General features: G+C 43.9%; 15 protein-coding genes. 4 read left to right on the forward strand and 11 right to left on the reverse strand.

Annotated features, from left to right (window positions below):
* Positions 1-74: 74 nt before the first annotated feature.
* Positions 75-497 (reverse strand): endonuclease domain-containing protein, encoded by a 423-nt coding sequence (locus tag F7R58_RS05455; RefSeq protein ID WP_158063932.1) that lies wholly within the window; start codon positions 495-497, stop codon positions 75-77.
* A gap of 248 nt (positions 498-745) precedes the next feature.
* Between F7R58_RS05455 and F7R58_RS05460 the strand changes: the two genes are divergently transcribed.
* Together F7R58_RS05460 and F7R58_RS05465 are read left to right on the forward strand one after the other, a co-directional pair.
* Positions 746-1,696, forward strand: a complete 951-nt coding sequence (locus tag F7R58_RS05460) for a fasciclin domain-containing protein (protein ID WP_158063933.1) — start codon at positions 746-748, stop codon at positions 1,694-1,696.
* A gap of 80 nt (positions 1,697-1,776) precedes the next feature.
* Positions 1,777-4,164: a TonB-dependent receptor gene (locus F7R58_RS05465; protein WP_158063934.1), complete on the forward strand. Its 2,388-nt coding sequence runs from the start codon at positions 1,777-1,779 to the stop codon at positions 4,162-4,164.
* 10 nt (positions 4,165-4,174) lie between these two features.
* Here F7R58_RS05465 and F7R58_RS05470 read toward each other — a convergent pair whose 3' ends face one another.
* Both F7R58_RS05470 and F7R58_RS05475 read right to left on the reverse strand, forming a co-directional pair.
* The gene (locus F7R58_RS05470) at positions 4,175-5,737 is read right to left on the reverse strand and encodes a S41 family peptidase (protein ID WP_158063935.1); all 1,563 of its coding nucleotides are present in this window, start codon (positions 5,735-5,737) and stop codon (positions 4,175-4,177) included.
* Between the two features lie 385 nt (positions 5,738-6,122).
* Positions 6,123-8,339 (reverse strand): NADP-dependent isocitrate dehydrogenase, encoded by a 2,217-nt coding sequence (locus tag F7R58_RS05475; RefSeq protein WP_158063936.1) that lies wholly within the window; start codon positions 8,337-8,339, stop codon positions 6,123-6,125.
* Between the two features lie 126 nt (positions 8,340-8,465).
* Between F7R58_RS05475 and F7R58_RS12935 the strand changes: the two genes are divergently transcribed.
* On the forward strand, positions 8,466-8,618 hold the full coding sequence (locus F7R58_RS12935; protein WP_187695268.1) for a hypothetical protein: 153 nt from the start codon (positions 8,466-8,468) through the stop codon (positions 8,616-8,618).
* A 125-nt stretch (positions 8,619-8,743) separates the two neighbouring features.
* Here F7R58_RS12935 and F7R58_RS05480 read toward each other — a convergent pair whose 3' ends face one another.
* The 8 genes from F7R58_RS05480 to F7R58_RS05515 form a co-directional block, all read right to left on the reverse strand.
* On the reverse strand, positions 8,744-8,998 hold the full coding sequence (locus tag F7R58_RS05480) for a hypothetical protein (protein ID WP_158063937.1): 255 nt from the start codon (positions 8,996-8,998) through the stop codon (positions 8,744-8,746).
* An 11-nt stretch (positions 8,999-9,009) separates the two neighbouring features.
* A complete protein-coding gene (locus F7R58_RS05485) occupies positions 9,010-10,125 on the reverse strand; it encodes a DNA topoisomerase IB (RefSeq protein ID WP_158063938.1) in 1,116 nt (371 codons plus the stop codon).
* Positions 10,126-10,135: 10 nt separating this feature from the next.
* Positions 10,136-10,993, reverse strand: coding sequence for an SDR family oxidoreductase (locus tag F7R58_RS05490; protein ID WP_158063939.1), 858 nt, complete (start codon positions 10,991-10,993; stop codon positions 10,136-10,138).
* A 19-nt stretch (positions 10,994-11,012) separates the two neighbouring features.
* Positions 11,013-11,177: a phosphatidate cytidylyltransferase gene (locus F7R58_RS05495; RefSeq protein ID WP_158063940.1), complete on the reverse strand. Its 165-nt coding sequence runs from the start codon at positions 11,175-11,177 to the stop codon at positions 11,013-11,015.
* A 35-nt stretch (positions 11,178-11,212) separates the two neighbouring features.
* Positions 11,213-11,650, reverse strand: coding sequence for a DUF6526 family protein (locus tag F7R58_RS05500; protein ID WP_158063941.1), 438 nt, complete (start codon positions 11,648-11,650; stop codon positions 11,213-11,215).
* A 68-nt stretch (positions 11,651-11,718) separates the two neighbouring features.
* Positions 11,719-13,590, reverse strand: a complete 1,872-nt coding sequence (ligD, locus tag F7R58_RS05505; protein ID WP_158063942.1) for a DNA ligase D — start codon at positions 13,588-13,590, stop codon at positions 11,719-11,721.
* 86 nt (positions 13,591-13,676) lie between these two features.
* On the reverse strand, positions 13,677-14,267 hold the full coding sequence (locus F7R58_RS05510) for a DNA polymerase ligase N-terminal domain-containing protein (RefSeq protein WP_158063943.1): 591 nt from the start codon (positions 14,265-14,267) through the stop codon (positions 13,677-13,679).
* A 25-nt stretch (positions 14,268-14,292) separates the two neighbouring features.
* The gene (locus F7R58_RS05515) at positions 14,293-15,072 is read right to left on the reverse strand and encodes a Ku protein (RefSeq protein ID WP_158063944.1); all 780 of its coding nucleotides are present in this window, start codon (positions 15,070-15,072) and stop codon (positions 14,293-14,295) included.
* 78 nt (positions 15,073-15,150) lie between these two features.
* On the opposite strand from F7R58_RS05515, the gene xth reads away from it, so the two are divergent.
* The gene (xth, locus tag F7R58_RS05520; RefSeq protein ID WP_158063945.1) at positions 15,151-15,924 is read left to right on the forward strand and encodes an exodeoxyribonuclease III; all 774 of its coding nucleotides are present in this window, start codon (positions 15,151-15,153) and stop codon (positions 15,922-15,924) included.
* Positions 15,925-16,095 lie beyond the last annotated feature (171 nt).

The following is a 16,095-nucleotide window of genomic DNA, read 5'->3' on the forward strand; positions in this document are numbered from 1 at the left end:
GCTGGCCTTAGGCCGGTCCGACGGGGTGGTTTATATTGCAGCGATGCAAATGAACCATCCCGTTTTTGTATTGATTATGGTCCATAATGTTCAATGATAAAATTCTCCAGATCTTTCATAACCTTTCTCAGCTGGTGCTTCATATCCCAATCACTGATTAAAAAAACGTTTAGACCTAAGACTTCTAAGAAAGCAATTCTGGCTGAACCATACTCCTTTTCAGGATCATGTGTACTGCCGTCAATCTCAACTACAAGCCCAAGGGCTTTCACATAAAAATCAACTATATAACTGCCTATAATCCGTTGCCTGTCGAAATCAATTCCATGAAAACCCCGGTTCCGGACCTGCTGCCAGAACAGTACCTCAGATAAGATTCTTTGTTTTCTTTTTATCCTGGTTAGAGGTATCAAGTTAGGATTATAAGGAAGATTTTTCACAAAGTTTCTATAGATGGGAATACCCTCAATACAGGTTAGAATTCGTTTTTCGGACATCACAATGTTTTTTTAAAGTTACGGAATTGCGATGATCAGAGACCACCCCGTCAATCGCGCCTTCGGCGGATTGCCACCCCTCCGGAGGAGGGGAATTCACGCCGGTTACACTTAACAATTCCTCACCATATATAATTTGGTGACAGTTCTTCATCCTATTAATGATGATAATAGTAAAATACTATACTAAAAAAATAAAAATAGTATGATTATTGCCTTTCATCAAGTAACTAAAAAAATATCTTATTATGAAAAATCTATTCAAAATTTTTGCTTTTTTACTGTTCGTGGGAATGATTACCACTGCCTGTGAGGACAGTAACAATGAAATGGAAATGCCCTCAAGTATTTACCAGCTTGCTGCTTCAGATCCTGATCTTTCCAATCTGAAGGCCGCAATTGATAAAGCGGGACTAGCTTCCACACTGAATGAGTCAGGGAATTTCACCGTATTCGCTCCATCTAACGCAGCCTTCTCTCAGTTTCTTTCGGCAAATGGCTTTGCAAGTTTAAATGATGTACCCACCGCTGCACTGAAAGAAATTCTTTTGAACCACGTACTGAGTTCGAAAGTAATGGCTTCACAGATATCTACGGGCTATGTTTCCACAATGGCTAAAGGTAGTGCTTCGGCAACAAGAAACCTGAGCATGTTCGTTAACACTGCTTCCGGAGTAAAACTTAATGGTGTATCCACAGTGACGCAAGCCGACATTATGGCCAGCAATGGCGTAATACATAAAGTAGATAATGTAATCGGACTGCCAACTGTTGTTACGCATGCTCTTGCAAATCCTAATTTCAGCACCTTGGTTTCTGCACTTACAAGAAGTGACATGCCTGACTTTGTGGGAATCCTGGGCGGAAATGCAGGCGCGCCTTTTACCGTCTTTGCTCCCAATAATGCAGCCTTTGGGTCACTGTTAACCGAATTGAATCTGCCGGGTCTTGGATCTGTGCCTACTGCAACTTTGGAAAATGCACTGAAATATCATGTGGTCGCCGGAGCTAATGTTGCCTCAACTGATATCATGAATAATATGAATGTAACCACTTTTCAGGGGGGTACTTTCAATATAACTACTTCTGGTGGGGTAAAAATCACAGATGCCAATAACCGCATGGCGAATGTGATTGCTACCGACGTACAGTGTGCCAACGGCATCATTCACGTTCTGGATAAAGTGATATTGCCATAGTTTTATAGTTTAAATGTTAATGTTGATAGGCGTCCCTTTCTGTAGGGACGTTTATTTGTAAATTGCATAAATTTTTTCAGATGAGATTTAGGTATTCCTTTCTGTTATTGCTGTTATCAGCTTTTACTTTTGCCCAGGTGGGCAGCATCAATATCAATGTATTTGACGATTTCACGAAAAAACCACTGGCCGCTTCGGTACGGATGCTTGGTTCGGAAGGTGCCGTTTTTACCGGTGAGGGAAATGTTATTATTGCAGACATTCCGTCCGGTACTTACACTTTTGAGGTTACTGCGGGAGGTTATACGCCCACTTCATTAAATGACATCGATGTGGTACCTAACCAAAACCTTACCTTTTCCGTAGGACTTATACGATCGGTAAATCAGATTGAAGAAATTACAATTACAAGAAAAAGTTATAAAACTACCGCTGAGAGCCCGCTGTCCCTGCGGAATATCACAAGTGAAGAAGTTCAGAAAAATGCCGGTTCCAACCGTGATGTCTCCAAAGCGATCCTGAGTTTTCCGGGGGTAGGAAGTACAGCGACCTTCCGGAACGACCTTTTCATACGTGGCGGAAGCTCGGCTGAAAATAAATTCTATATTGACGGTATTGAGGTTCCTGTGATCAACCATTTCCAAACGCAGGGAGCCAGTGGCGGACCACGCGGCATCATTACCGTTGATTTTATCAAAGATGTCGACTTTTACAGTGGTGCGTTTCCGGCCAGGCGAAATGGAGTACTCTCATCGCTTTTTGAATTTAACCTTAAATCCGCCAGGAAAGACAAACTGGGCTATAAGGTGATCCTGGGTCTGGATGACCTGCAACTGATGGCCGACGGTCCGCTTTCCAGGGACCAGACCTGGTCCGGTCTTTTCAGTGTGCGTAAATCCAACCTTCAACTGCTGTTCAAAGCCATTGGTCTGCCGTTTCTTCCAAGCTATTATGACGCGACCTTTAAGGTGTCAAAGAAATTTGAAAGCGGTGACGAGTTATATTTTCTGGGTATGGGTGCCAAAGACAGTTTTAAATTCAATGAAGATGCTGAACCCACACTCGCGAACCTGACGTTAATTGACCGGCTTCCTGTGTCGCCGCAATGGAACTACACTGTAGGCGCGGGTTACAGGCATCTGGCCGAAAACGGTAACTGGCTGTTTACCCTTAGCAGAAATATGTTGGATAACCAGGCTCTTAAATACTACCGCAATATTGAAGTTCCACAAAATCTTCTGTATGATTACAATTCACAGGAAAGCGAAAATAAATTCCGCGTTGACCGCAATTTCAATATTGCAGATTATCAGCTCAGCAGTGGAGCAAATATCAATTATGCCCGGTATTATAATGCTTCTGTAAGCAGAAATGTAACTCAGAGCACTGTTAATTTTGATCAGTTATCATCTGATTTTAACCTTCTTCAATACGGTTTATATCTCCAGGCCGCCAGAAAACTGTTTGATGACCGCTTACAGATCTCCGCCGGTTTACGGATGGATGCCAGCAACTATTCGGATAATACCAATAATCCTTTGGAGCAGTTATCGCCACGGCTTTCGCTCAGTTATAAGTTCACCGACAGGCTGGCGCTTAATTTCAATACGGGAATCTACTACCAGCTACCGGTTTACACGGCTCTCGGCTTTACGCAAAACGGTGTCCTGACAAATAAAAATACCCTTAAATACATACAAAATACACATCTTGTTGGTGGCATGGAATATAATGGGCCAAACAGTCTTCGTTTTACAGTAGAAGGATACTATAAAAAGTATAAAAACTATCCTTTCTCTCTTCGAAACCAAATATCACTTGCTAATGTAGGCGGTGACTTTGGTGTAGTGGGCAGCGAACCTTTGGATTCCCGCGGATTTGGTGAGACCTACGGTCTGGAAGTCCTCGCTCAAAAACGGACACTGAACAATTTCTACGGAATTGCAGCCTATACCTTCGGATATTCCCGGTTTTCCAACGCCAGCGGAATCTTACTGCCGTCAAGCTGGGACTCCAGACATATCTTAACGATGACAGCTGGAAAATACTTCAGCAGAAACTGGAATGTTGGAGCCAGATTCCGGATGCAGTCGGGACTGCCGGAAACTCCATACGACCTGCAGCGCAGCGCCCTTGTCAACATCTGGAACGTAGCCAACGGTCCGGTACAGAATTTTTCATTGCTGAACACTTCCCGCGGAAACCTGTCGCACCAGCTGGACATCCGTGGCGAGAAGAAATGGATTTTCAACAAGTGGCAACTCACCGCATATGTAGATTTGGTAAATGCTTATGGTTCTGCAAGCCCCAGTGCATTGCCCGTGGTTAATCTGCAGCGTGATGCACAGGGCAACGGTATAATTGCCAACCCTACGGCTCCGCAGGATCAGCAGTATTACGAACTGCAAACAGGTGAAAACGACCGTTCCACGCCGCTGCCTTATTTCGGGTTTATTTTTGAATTTTAAAGCAAATTTTTCAATTGACGTCCGGCTGGCCGGCTTGTGCAGAATGTTTTTTGATATCCTGCAGAATCCAGTCTAGCTGGATGTCTTTTTTTTGCAGGACCTCCTTCAGATCCGGAACAATCTCATGATGAGGAATGACACCTCTGCCTTTTCCGGAAAATTCAATATCGGGTTGTATAAGCATCAAACCAACGGGCAGTTTTAATTTTGAGTTCGGCAGTTTTCGGGTGGAGTACCTGCCGGCCACTGTACCGTCATTTGCGCCGCCGGTTTCCTCACCTACAAGAAACGCCCGTCCTGAATCTTTAAGTTTGGATGGCAGTATGGAAGCCGCCGAAAAGCTGCTTCCGTTTATCAGAACATAAATTTTACCTTTGAAATTGTCTTTCTTTGGCTTTCTTATAGAGAAAATACCGTTGTTCCGCAGAAAAGTTCCTTCCCTTGTCCTCTTTAGTGAAAGTGCGGTTCCCACAAGATAAAAGGGATAGGCAGCGGCAGCAATTGGTTTGGTAATATCTGGAACCATCCGGAAATAATCTGCCTTAAACATAGAGCTGGGCTTAGTAACCTCAATATCTTTAATGAACTTGAATTTTTCCGGTGCCAGGTAGGAATAGAGGTTATTTATTTCGGCCAATGACCCTCCCAAATTGTCACGCATATCAATGATAAGATATTTCGCAGGAGAATTTTTTAATGTTCGGAAGCTCTGCCGGTAGAAACGTCTTGAGAAAGTTCCGGAAAAGGTTTTGATCTTCATGTATGCTGTAATGCTGTCTGGAGTTGGAAACTGCAGGTCACGGTTGAAACTTCGTGTTACGATGTTGTAGTCTTTTGTTTTTCCCTGTTCGCTCTTAGTCAGTTTCCGGTTTTTCTGCTCCTCCTTTCTCTTCTGAATCAGCGTCTGTCTTTCACGTTTAAGCCAGAAGGTTTCTATTTCAGTGTCCCGCCTGGTCTCCAGTTTCACCGAATCAAGTATTCCGTTTTCGGCTGTGAAGAAATGGGGCCAGCGTCTTGCCATTGAATATCTTAAAAAAGTAGTGTTATAACCGTCACTGTTATTTAAAGGCTTGTAACGTGCAAGCATTTCACTTAACGGAACCTCATTGATCTTCAGTATTTCTGTCCCCACTTCCATACCCGGTACTTTATCGGAATTCTCCTTTACAAACACGCGGTCATTTTCCACCAGAAATTCATACCGGCTGAACAGGCCTTTCTGAAGTTTCAGCGCTTTTCTCTCTTTAGCATCCAGCCGTCTTTCGGGAAGTACCAGCCGAAGGTGTCCCTGCCGCACATCTGCCACTGCCGGTGCCAGCAGACGGTAGAATTCCGCAGGAGTCATAGGTTTCTTAATATTATTCTTTATTTCCGCGAAACGTCTGTCCAGACTGTCTTTGGAGATATACCAGTACAGTTTGGGGTGAAGTTCCTGTAAGCTGGCGTAGGTGTAATCTACATCGGCACGAAGTTTTTCGGGCGCAACAGGAGTTCTCAGTCTTTCGTTGTATCTTTTTACCGAAACACAGGAAGTAAACAGCGTAAACACTATAAATAGGTAAAATAGCTTCATAAATTAACTTAATATTTTCAGGAATGCGTTATTGTGAACCCTCATTGTATGCAACTGGCCCTGCAGCCCGACAGCGCTCCGTAAAACCCATCTGCTTCAGTCCAATCTGGATTATTTATTAGATTCAGAAAGGTTTTGCGTCCTAAAAATAATCCATTTCCGCTTTACATACAACCTGGAAAATTTTAAAGCGAAGTAGTCAGGAACTTATTTGTTGCGCAGCATGTTTTCGTTACCCAGAATACATTTTGCACAGTCTGGGGCAATACTTTGCACCTTACAAAAATACAGCTTGCGGTATAAACAAAACTTCCCGGAGCGGACCGGGAAGCTTGAATGACACACGGAATGGCATCCGCGCTATTTGTATGCAGAGTATATTTGCTTATATGGCGTCAATAATCTGATTCAAGATGGCTGAAGGACGCATAGCAGCATAGGTCTTTTCAGTATCTGTATGGTAATAGCCTCCAATCTCCTGAGGTTTACCCTGAGAACCCAGCAGTTCATCATTGATCTTGGTTTCATTTTCCTGAAGAGCCTTCGCAACAGGTGCAAATTTTTCGGCAATCGCACTGTCAGCAGTTTGCCTGGCCAAAGCCTCAGCCCAGTACATCGCCAGGTAAAAGTGCGAACCGCGGTTATCAATCCCGCCCAGTTTCCTTGCCGGTGACTTGTCCGTAGCCAGGAATTTTGCGTTTGCGGTGTCAAGCGCATCAGATAGAACCTGCGCTTTTTTATTGTCCTGTGTTTGGGCCAGGTGTTCCAGAGAAGCCTGCAGTGCCAAAAATTCACCAAGAGAATCCCACCTCAGGTAACCTTCTTCAATGAACTGCTCAATATGCTTAGGTGCAGACCCGCCGGCACCGGTTTCGAAAAGCCCACCGCCATTCATTAGCGGCACTATTGACAGCATTTTGGCAGATGTTCCAAGTTCCAGGATTGGGAACATATCTGTAAGATAGTCGCGAAGGACATTTCCGGAAACAGAGATAGTGTCCTTGCCTTCGCGGGCTCTTTTCAAGGTCTCCAGCATGGCATCTTTCACATCCATAATGCGTATGTCCAGGCCTTCCGTGTTATGGTCTTTCAAATATTTTTCCACCTTGGCAATGATCTGGGCATCATGAGCCCTTCCTTTGTCCAGCCAGAAAATAGCAGGGGTGCCGGAAAGCCTTGCGCGGTTTACTGCCAGTTTTACCCAGTCCTGTATAGGTGCATCCTTGGTTTGACACATTCTGAAAATATCATCCTTCTCAACTTTCTGTTCCAGAAGAATATTTCCGTTCTCATCTTCCACACGAACCGTTCCTTCTGCAGTGGCCTGGAAAGTTTTGTCATGTGATCCGTATTCTTCAGCCTTCTGAGCCATAAGGCCAACGTTTGGTACAGATCCGAAAGTTGTTGGGTCAATGGCTCCATTGGCTTTCATATCGTCAATGATAGCCGCGTAGAATCCTGCATAAGTACGGTCCGGGATAATACAAACGGTATCCTCTTCTTTGCCTTCGCTGTTCCACATTTTTCCGCCACCGCGTACGAGTGCAGCCATTGAAGCATCAACAATAACATCCGACGAGACGTGGAAGTTGGTAATTCCCTGGTCAGAGTTTACCATTGCAATGCGTGCACTGTTGGCAATGGCTGACTCTATATCTGCTTTAATGTCTGCTTCCTGTGGTGTGCCGGCGATTTTTTCGAAAAGTGTAGCCAGACCAAAGTTCGGATTGATGTCCAGTTCACTGAAAACCGACTTATATTTTGCAAAAACATCTTTAAAATATGTTTCTACAATAGCACCAAAAATGATGGGGTCAGAAATCTTCATCATTGTAGCCTTCAGATGGGCTGAAAGGAGTACATTTTTATCTTTGGCTTCGGCAATGGCCTTTTCTACAAATGATTTAAGTGCACTGATGCTCATTACGGAGCTGTCAATTACTTCTCCGGCTTTCAGCGGCGCAAAGTCCTTGAGTACCTTAGATGATCCATCGTTTCCGGTAAATACAATTCTGAATTTCCCGTCATTTTCTATTGTTGTTGAATTTTCAGAACCGTAGAAGTCGCCTGATTCCATATGTGCGACCGTTGTTTTTGAATCTGCCGACCACGCTCCCATGCGGTGAGGATTGGCCTTTGCATAGTCTTTTACAGATTTTGGCGCTCTCCGGTCCGAGTTACCTTCTCTTAGCACAGGATTTACCGCGCTGCCAAGGACTTTAGCATATTTTTTAGCAATGTTTTCCTCCTCAGCATTTTTTGGATCCACAGGAAAATCAGGCAAAGCATAGCCCTGCTTTTGAAGTTCAGTAATCGCCTCCTGCAGCTGCGGTACGGAAGCGGAGATATTGGGAAGTTTAATGATATTTGCATCCGGTTGCGTGGCCAGTTCGCCTAGTTGGGCCAGATAATCAGGAATTCGCTGGCTCTCAGTAAGTACTTCCGGGAAATTTGCCAGAATCCTGCCTGCAAGGGAAATATCCGGTACCATAATTTCTACCTCGGCCGGTTTTGTAAAGGCTTTTACAATGGGCAGGAAAGAATGCGTTGCCAGCATTGGAGCTTCATCCGTAAGAGTGTAGTAGATTTTTGCTTTAGACATTATTTATTTTTTTATGTTTTTTATTATTTACAAATTTAAGGTTTTTTGTTAAGCTTTGCCTCCCGGGCCGTAATCAAATAGGAACGACTTTTGCAGTTTGCAGTTTAACTATTAATAAATAAACGTATGGCAACTCAAAAAAATAATCCGCCAACCGGTGTTTTAGTCGCAGTGGGCACAATTGCCCTTATGATCATCTTGTATTTCATCATTCTTGCGATATTTCCGGAACTGTTTGAATCTTTGCCAAAGGCCGAAGTTCAGCCTGTGAAGGAATAAGAAAAAAGGCCTTCCTTCAGCGTGGCCCACTTGTACTGCTTTAAATATCAGATGAGCGGTCACGCTGAAGGAAGGCTAAATATTACGAAGAAGGTCCCGCTTAACGGCGCGACCTTCTTTCAGTATTAGTCATTATCATATAGCTGGTGATCCGAAAGGTAATCTATAAGACTGGCATCCACCATCTCTTTGTTTCTGATGTAGAAACTTTCCGGGTCATCGTAATCATCACCGGTCCCGTTAGGTTCCAGCAAAATTTCCCTATTGAACTGTACACCGTTAATCTCAAAGGTGACTTCCCGTTTTACCACTCTGTTCTCTTCTGTGGAGGGTCCTAATTTTACAAGGTAAATTTCATTTTCCTGAATCTCAATTTTCATAATTTATTTTTTTAATGTTTTAATTTTTCATTTTCCAGCATTTTCATCACTATCATTTCCTCTTTTGTAAGTCCTGACTTTCCGTCGTTGATTTCAATCGCATCCAATTCATCCAGATATTTTTTTATGGAATTGTTTTCATAAAGATTGATGACCAGCGGATGAACATAATATTTCCTGCAGACAGCAGGCGTATTGCCAAGAGAGGCTGCCACCATCTCCAGGGCCTCCTTTACTTTTGATTTATAGTCCGAATTGCTTTCGGCTTCACCAATTTCCCTGAAGGCAATCAGTGCGTTTACCGTTCCGGACCAGGTACGGAAATCCTTTGCTGTGAAATCATCGCCACTGATTTCCTTTATATACTCATTAACCATTCCTGAATCTACCGGATGTCGCTGTCCATGTTCATCATAGTATTGGAACAGTTCTTTTCCCGGGATGTCACGGCAGTTCTGAACAGCCTTCGCCAGACGTGAATTTTTAAGGTCGATATCATGATATACGCCTTTCTTCCCTTTGAATGAAAAGCTGATTTTCTGGCCTTTAACATTTACATGCTTGTCCTTTAGGGTGGTTAGACCAAAGGAGCCGTAAAGTTTTTCATATACATTATTCCCAATTCTGATATTAGTTCGCTCCATTAAGCTCACCACAACAGCTAGGACTTTTCTTTTCTCCAGCTTGCGGATAGCCAAATCTTTTTCCAGCTGAAGCCTGATTTTGGGCAACGCATAACCAAACTGCAGCATCCTGTAAAACTTAGTATGGTTCCGAAGCGCTGTCCAGACGGGGTGGTAACGGTACTGTTTGCGTTGTTTCGCATCTACACCTGTTGCCTGTAAGTGTCCGTTTTCCAGGGCGCAAATCCATACATTCTCCCAGGCTGGCGGTATGGCTAATTTGTTAATCCGCTGGATTTGTTCCGGGTCCTTTATCTTTTCATCTCCTTTAAAATAACGGAATTTTTTGCCCCAGAGCCGGCGTTCTATCCCTTCCGATTCCCGGTCGGTGGTATAAACCAATTGGACCGCTTTTGCAGATTTAACGGGATCCTTCATGATCTTTACGATTTTGGAGGGACTGATCCTGCTTACTGCCTCAAGTTCGGAAATTTCTGTCTTCATGATATTCCAGTTAGCCGTTTACAATTTCACCTCCGTTAGGATGCAAAACCTGACCGGTTATATAAGAGGCATCTTCCGATGCCAGAAAAAGAAAGCAGGTGGCCACTTCATTTGGTTGTCCGGCACGCTTCATAGGTACATCGCTGCCAAATTCTGAGACTTGTTTTTTCGAGAAGGTAGAGGCAATCAGCGGTGTCCAGATGGGACCCGGGGCCACGGCATTGACCCGGATTCCCTTTTCAGCAAGATTAGCTGAGAGACTGCGGGTGAACGATAGCACTGCTCCTTTGGTGGCGGCATAGTCAAGCAGATGGTCACTGCCGCGATATGCGGTAACGGAAGTAGTATTGATGATGCAGCTGCCTTTTTTCAGGTGCTTCAGCGCATATTTCGTGAGCCAAAATAATGAGAAGAAATTGGAGTGAAACGTTGTCATGAGTTGGTCTGTTGTAATCTCCTCAAGAGAGGTGGCTTCCCAGTGATTGGCTGCATTGTTAACGAGGATATCAATCTGTCCGAATGTATCGATAGTTTTGTCAACCACTTTACGACAGTGATTTTCCTTTCCTAAATCGCCCTTTATAATGAGGCATTCTCGTCCGAGGCGTTCAATTTCTTTTTTGGTCTCCTTTGCATCAGCGGTTTCGCTCAGATAAGGAATCACTATATTTGCCCCTTCCGAAGCAAAGAGCAATGCGGTTGCTTTACCTATACCACTGTCACCCCCGGAGATTATTGCTATTTTACCTTCAAGTTTAAGTGATTTCGAAGCCGGTTCACTTTCAGGCTTGGGTACCATTTTCTTTTCCAGTCCGGGTTTTCGCTGTTTCTGAGGCGGCCTGACTTTTTTCTTAGTATCTTTCTGCATAAGCTACGATTCTTCTCAACTATTTTTTACCCCGAGTAAGCATCCACAGAACAAGGCCGATAACTCCTACTACCAGGATGATTCCCCACCACATTCCGGCTTCGAAGATGGTTCCTATAGCTTCACACCCCGTAAGTGTGAGAAGCGCGAAAACAACTAAACTTAATAATGCAAATCTTTTCATAACAGTGATTTTTAATGGTTTATTTATTTTAAAACTTAAACCCTCCTATAATCAGGTTTCCAGTTTTTAATTGCTTTCTTTATTTCTTTAGGCGAAGTATTATCAGCTAACGCCATCTCCAGTAGCTCACGGAACTCTCCATCATGTGCGAAACGAAGCGCAGCGATCTGTCCGAAACTTAGTTGATTTTCCACGTCATCCGACCTTTTACCAAAGAGTTCAAAATACCTTTGCTTAAATTCCAGACGCAGCAGTCTGTCCTGCAGGGTGAGCGCATAATGCTGTCTGATCATTACAGCCAGATAAGTGAGCAGGAAAATAACTGCAGAGAACAATATCCAGATAATTTGTTGATCCGTAGAAGCAAAACTCATCCACAGGCCTGTCCCCAGAAGAATAAATAACAGAGGCAGATAAATAAAATGATGCGGTGCGTAAAAACGGATATGATTGGAATAGTCTTGCTTCTTCATAGATTTTACTCAGCAAAAATTCAACCAATTGTAATGCTAAATGTTATTCATTAACGAACTGGGATTCCTTAGATGTTTTCAAATAAAGACAGCGCTTCCAGCATATCGAAACCCGTACCGAGAGTTGGCTTAAACAGATCACCTTTTTCCTTAATTCGGTGCAGGGCATTTTCAATATTAAAATCCGTGGGTTTCAAACCGGGTTTCAGTTCTTCCCATTCTATAGGCATGGAAACGGGTGCACCGTTCCTGGGCCGCAGACTGTAAACACTGGCAAGTGTCTGCCCGCGGCGGTTTTGAAGATAATCGAGATAGATTTTTGCCTTATCGCGCTTTTGCAGGGCACGCTCCAGAGTTGTAAGTTGGGGCAGCTCTTTCTGGACCATCTGCATTATGATATGAGCAAAATTCTTCACCTGGTCAAAGCTGTATTTTGCGCCTGCGGGGATATAGATGTGAATCCCGGAACTGCCTGATGTTTTGCAGTATCCTTCTATCTTCCCCAAATCCATGATTTTCTTAACCGTCTGGGCGGTCAGGATAACCTCTTCAAAGGTGTTGTTCTCAGAAGGGTCAAGGTCCAGAACCAGATAGTCCGGCTTTTCCGTGGTTTGTGCCCGGCTGGTCCACACATTAAATTCAATACATCCCAGGTTGTTCAGATACGCCATTGTTGCTCTGTCATTACACAGGATATAGTTAATGAACTTATCTGTAGATTCCGAATGGACTTTTTTAGTTTCGATCCAGTCCGGTACATCGTCTGAAGCGTCTTTCTGGTAAAAACTCATGCCGCTGATCCCGTTTGGAAAGCGGTTCATGGACTGTGGGCGGTCCTGCAAATGGGGCAGGATATATTGGGCTATACTTTGGTAGTAGGCGACCACATCCCCTTTGGTTACCTGATCTTTTGGGAAATATATTTTATTTTGATTGGTCAGTTTCACTTCCTGATTTCCAAATTCTGTCCGCAGTTCATTTTCCCGGTGAGAAATGGACTTTTTCAAAGGAACAGGCCGCGCTGATTTTTCCGGCTGTTTAATTTCATTATTTGCAGAATTCACTTCCTGCGCATCTTTATCCTCACGTAAATGCAGAAATACAGGATGTCTGAAGATATGATCACCGGTAAGCTCAGTGAATTTAATTTCAGCTACAAGTTCAGGCTTTAACCATGTAGGTTTTTCATTGGTCTTTGGAATTGTGGTGAAAGGGCATTCCTCTGTAATCAGAGGTTTCATCTTTTTGTAGAGATCAGTCAATGCCTTTTCGCTGAATCCCGTTCCGGTATGCCCACAGAAAATCAGACCGTGATCATGGTATCTGCCGAGAATCAGTGAACCGAAATTCTTGCGGCTACCTCTCGGTGCAGTAAAGCCACAAATAATAACTTCTTCGGTTTTCTGACTTTTTATCTTCAGCCAGTCGCTATTCCGCACACCCGGCACATAAGTGCTGTCAGCTTTTTTCGCTATCATTCCCTCCAGACCCATATTTTGAACCACCGCAAAAAATTCTTTACCCTTTTCCGCCACATGGTCATGGTATTTTACGAATTCTGTTTCAGTGAGTGCCTCCTCCAGCAGTTCCTTACGCTGCAGAAGACTGAGTGCCTCGGTGGAATGCCCGTTCAGATACAGTAGGTCAAACACCTGGTACACTACAGTAATATTGGGGTTTTCGCCAATGCGCTGCAGCCACTGAAAGTTAGGTTGTCCTTTGTTGTCATAGGCCACCAGTTCACCGTCCAGCACCATTTCATGTTCCTGGAACCTTAGGGAATTGGCAATTTTTCTGAATTTTTCCAGGTAGGAGAGGCCATTCCGCGAATAAAGCTGAACATCCTTACGAAGGTCTGCAATGGCACGGTATCCGTCCCATTTTATCTCAAACACCCATTCGTCACTGTTAAACGGTTCACTAGCCGAGTCAGCCAGCATCGGTGTGATGAATTTTGAAAGTTTTCTTCCGCCGCCAAGCGTGCTTGAGTAATTTCTGGAGGGTGGGGTTTTGGCAGGCTCAGGAGTTACTTTTCTGCTTTTTTTTTTGAAGCCAAATAAGCACTTACTTTGGAATCAGGTTCGGTGTTTTGCTCAGCGTCATAACTGTCAGTTGCAAACTCATCACGGTGCTTAATGAGCAGCCATGGGTCACCACTTTCACTGTTTTTAATCTTCACTAAGGCAAATTCACCTTTCAGCTTTTTACCATGCAGTATAAATTTGAGCGAACCCTCACTGAGCTGAGCCTGCATAAGTGTATCGTCCTTTTTTCCTTTTACTTTTTGAAGAGCTTCATAGGTGCCTTCGTCCCAAATTTCCACTTCACCGGCGCCATAGTTTCCTTCCGGAATAGTTCCTTCGAATGTGCGGTAGTCATAAGGATGGTCTTCAACCATCATTGCCAGCCGTTTATGCTGAGGATTTAGTGAAGGCCCTTTCGGAACTGCCCAGGACTTCAGCACACCATCCATCTCCAGACGGAAATCATAATGAAGCCTGCTGGCCGCATGCCTCTGAACGACAAATCTCAATTTACCCTTCCCTCTGCTGGTTTTACCTTTGGGTTCGGCCGTCTGATTAAAATCTCTCTTTTTGTTATATTCCTCTAATGGCATTTTCACCTACTGTTTATTGAGTTAGCTATCCCGCTTTTGCTTTTCCGGCTTCCAGACTGGCCTTTAGCTGCGCCATAAGGTCTGTAGCTTTAGCCGATACATTTTCTTTGGCAGCGGGTTTCTTCACTTTTCCTTTGGCTTTGGCCTCGATGATTTTCATGAGATCATCGTTATAAGTGTTTTTATATTTTGAAGGATCAAATTTTGTTGCGCGCTGTTTGATCAGCGATTCTGCCATTTCCAATTCCTCAGCCTGAGGATTCTTGCCGCCCGGAATTTTAAGGTCTTCATAACTTCGGAGTTCTTCCGGATACCGCATACGGTTCACCATCAAAATTTTGTCTTCGTAAGGCCTCACGAGACATAAAATCTCTTTTTCACGAAGAATAAAAGTACCTATGCCGGCCATTTTGGTTTTTAGTAAGGCCTTTAAAAGCAGTTTGTAAGCCTCTTCGCCATTCTTTTGGGGTTCCAGAAAATAGGAAGATTCAAAGTAGGCACTGTCTATTTCATGAACATCAACAAACTGCTTAATGTTTAATAATTTTGATTTTTCAGGATTGACTTCCTCAAAATCTTCTTTAGTGAGCACTACGTAATTGTCCTCCAGTTTATAGCCTTTAACAATATTTTCCCACTTCACTTCTTTTCCGGTATTGGCATTCACCCTTTTGAAGTTAATATTTGAAAGGTCTTCCTTGTCCAGCATATCCAGGTCGAGGTTGCTTTCTCCGGTAGCCGAATAAAGTTTAATGGGAATATTAACCAGTCCAAATCCGATTGCGCCATTCCAAATTGCTCTCATAATTGCTGATTTGCGGTCGTTACATCAAATATGTGTCCAATTAAAACGTAACTTTTACCTTTGAATAAATAACTATCCATGAGAATAGCCACCTATAATGTGAATGGAGTGAACGGGCGCCTGCCTGTCATTCTCAGGTGGCTGGAAGAAACCCAGCCACATATTGCCTGTCTGCAGGAGCTGAAAGCGCCTCAGGAAAAGTTTCCTGAAGCGGAATTCCAGTCAGCAGGTTACGAATCCGTTTGGTTGGGCCAGAAAAGCTGGAACGGTGTAGCGGTACTCTCACGTGTCGGGATGCCGGAAGTCAGCAGACTCAGTCTTTCGGGAGATACTGAAGATGATGCCAGCCGGTATCTGGAAGTAAAAATTAAAGATTTAGTTATTGCCTGTATTTATCTGCCTAACGGAAATCCGGTGCCGGGACCGAAATTTGACTATAAGTTGAAATGGTTTGAACGTTTGGATGCACATGCAGAAATGCTGGTAACCTCCGGTAAGAAGGTACTTATCATTGGGGATTTTAATGTGATGCCAACTGAAAATGATGTGTATAAGCCAGAAAAATTCCTAAAGGATGCGCTTTTCCTGCCTAAGGTACGAGCGGCATTCCAAAATCTTTTGAACCAGGGCTGGACAGATGCAGTACGCCATCTCTATCCGGACGAGACTATCTATACGTTTTGGGATTATTTCCGGAAAGCCTACGAGCGTAACGCGGGGCTGCGTATTGACCATTTTCTGCTTTCCGCGGAAGTTTTGCCGCAACTTATTAATGCCGGAGTCGATAAAACCGTAAGAGGCTGGGAGAAAACAAGCGACCATGCGCCTGTGTGGATTGAGCTGCGGGACTGAGTATCCCGCAGGGCAAAATGATTTAGCTTTTGATCTTCATTTCTGAAAAGACCACCCCGTCAATTACGCCTGCGGCGAATTGCCACCCCTCCGGAGGAGGGGAATTTCCGAAGAAAAGTTCTGTAGCTTTCAGTCACTGCACTAAAGTGTGTTCAGTGGGGAAGATTCCTG

The sequence above is a fragment of the Chryseobacterium sp. genome (genome assembly GCF_008831505.1).
Lineage (GTDB): Bacteria > Bacteroidota > Bacteroidia > Flavobacteriales > Weeksellaceae > Marnyiella.

What these genes read in the sequence shown, in the direction of transcription:
- F7R58_RS05455 (WP_158063932.1), bottom strand. Translation starts at nt 497, where the DNA reads ATGTCCGAAAAACGAATTCTAACCTGTATTGAGGGTATTCCCATCTAT.
- F7R58_RS05485 (WP_158063938.1), bottom strand. Translation starts at nt 10,125, where the DNA reads ATGAAGACAGAAATTTCCGAACTTGAGGCAGTAAGCAGGATCAGTCCC.
- F7R58_RS05460 (WP_158063933.1), top strand. Translation starts at nt 746, where the DNA reads ATGAAAAATCTATTCAAAATTTTTGCTTTTTTACTGTTCGTGGGAATG.
- xth (WP_158063945.1), top strand. Translation starts at nt 15,151, where the DNA reads ATGAGAATAGCCACCTATAATGTGAATGGAGTGAACGGGCGCCTGCCT.
- F7R58_RS05475 (WP_158063936.1), bottom strand. Translation starts at nt 8,339, where the DNA reads ATGTCTAAAGCAAAAATCTACTACACTCTTACGGATGAAGCTCCAATG.
- F7R58_RS05515 (WP_158063944.1), bottom strand. Translation starts at nt 15,072, where the DNA reads ATGAGAGCAATTTGGAATGGCGCAATCGGATTTGGACTGGTTAATATT.
- F7R58_RS05510 (WP_158063943.1), bottom strand. Translation starts at nt 14,267, where the DNA reads ATGCCATTAGAGGAATATAACAAAAAGAGAGATTTTAATCAGACGGCC.
- F7R58_RS05465 (WP_158063934.1), top strand. Translation starts at nt 1,777, where the DNA reads ATGAGATTTAGGTATTCCTTTCTGTTATTGCTGTTATCAGCTTTTACT.
- F7R58_RS05490 (WP_158063939.1), bottom strand. Translation starts at nt 10,993, where the DNA reads ATGCAGAAAGATACTAAGAAAAAAGTCAGGCCGCCTCAGAAACAGCGA.
- F7R58_RS12935 (WP_187695268.1), top strand. Translation starts at nt 8,466, where the DNA reads ATGGCAACTCAAAAAAATAATCCGCCAACCGGTGTTTTAGTCGCAGTG.
- F7R58_RS05495 (WP_158063940.1), bottom strand. Translation starts at nt 11,177, where the DNA reads ATGAAAAGATTTGCATTATTAAGTTTAGTTGTTTTCGCGCTTCTCACA.
- F7R58_RS05480 (WP_158063937.1), bottom strand. Translation starts at nt 8,998, where the DNA reads ATGAAAATTGAGATTCAGGAAAATGAAATTTACCTTGTAAAATTAGGA.
- ligD (WP_158063942.1), bottom strand. Translation starts at nt 13,590, where the DNA reads ATGCTGGCTGACTCGGCTAGTGAACCGTTTAACAGTGACGAATGGGTG.
- F7R58_RS05500 (WP_158063941.1), bottom strand. Translation starts at nt 11,650, where the DNA reads ATGAAGAAGCAAGACTATTCCAATCATATCCGTTTTTACGCACCGCAT.
- F7R58_RS05470 (WP_158063935.1), bottom strand. Translation starts at nt 5,737, where the DNA reads ATGAAGCTATTTTACCTATTTATAGTGTTTACGCTGTTTACTTCCTGT.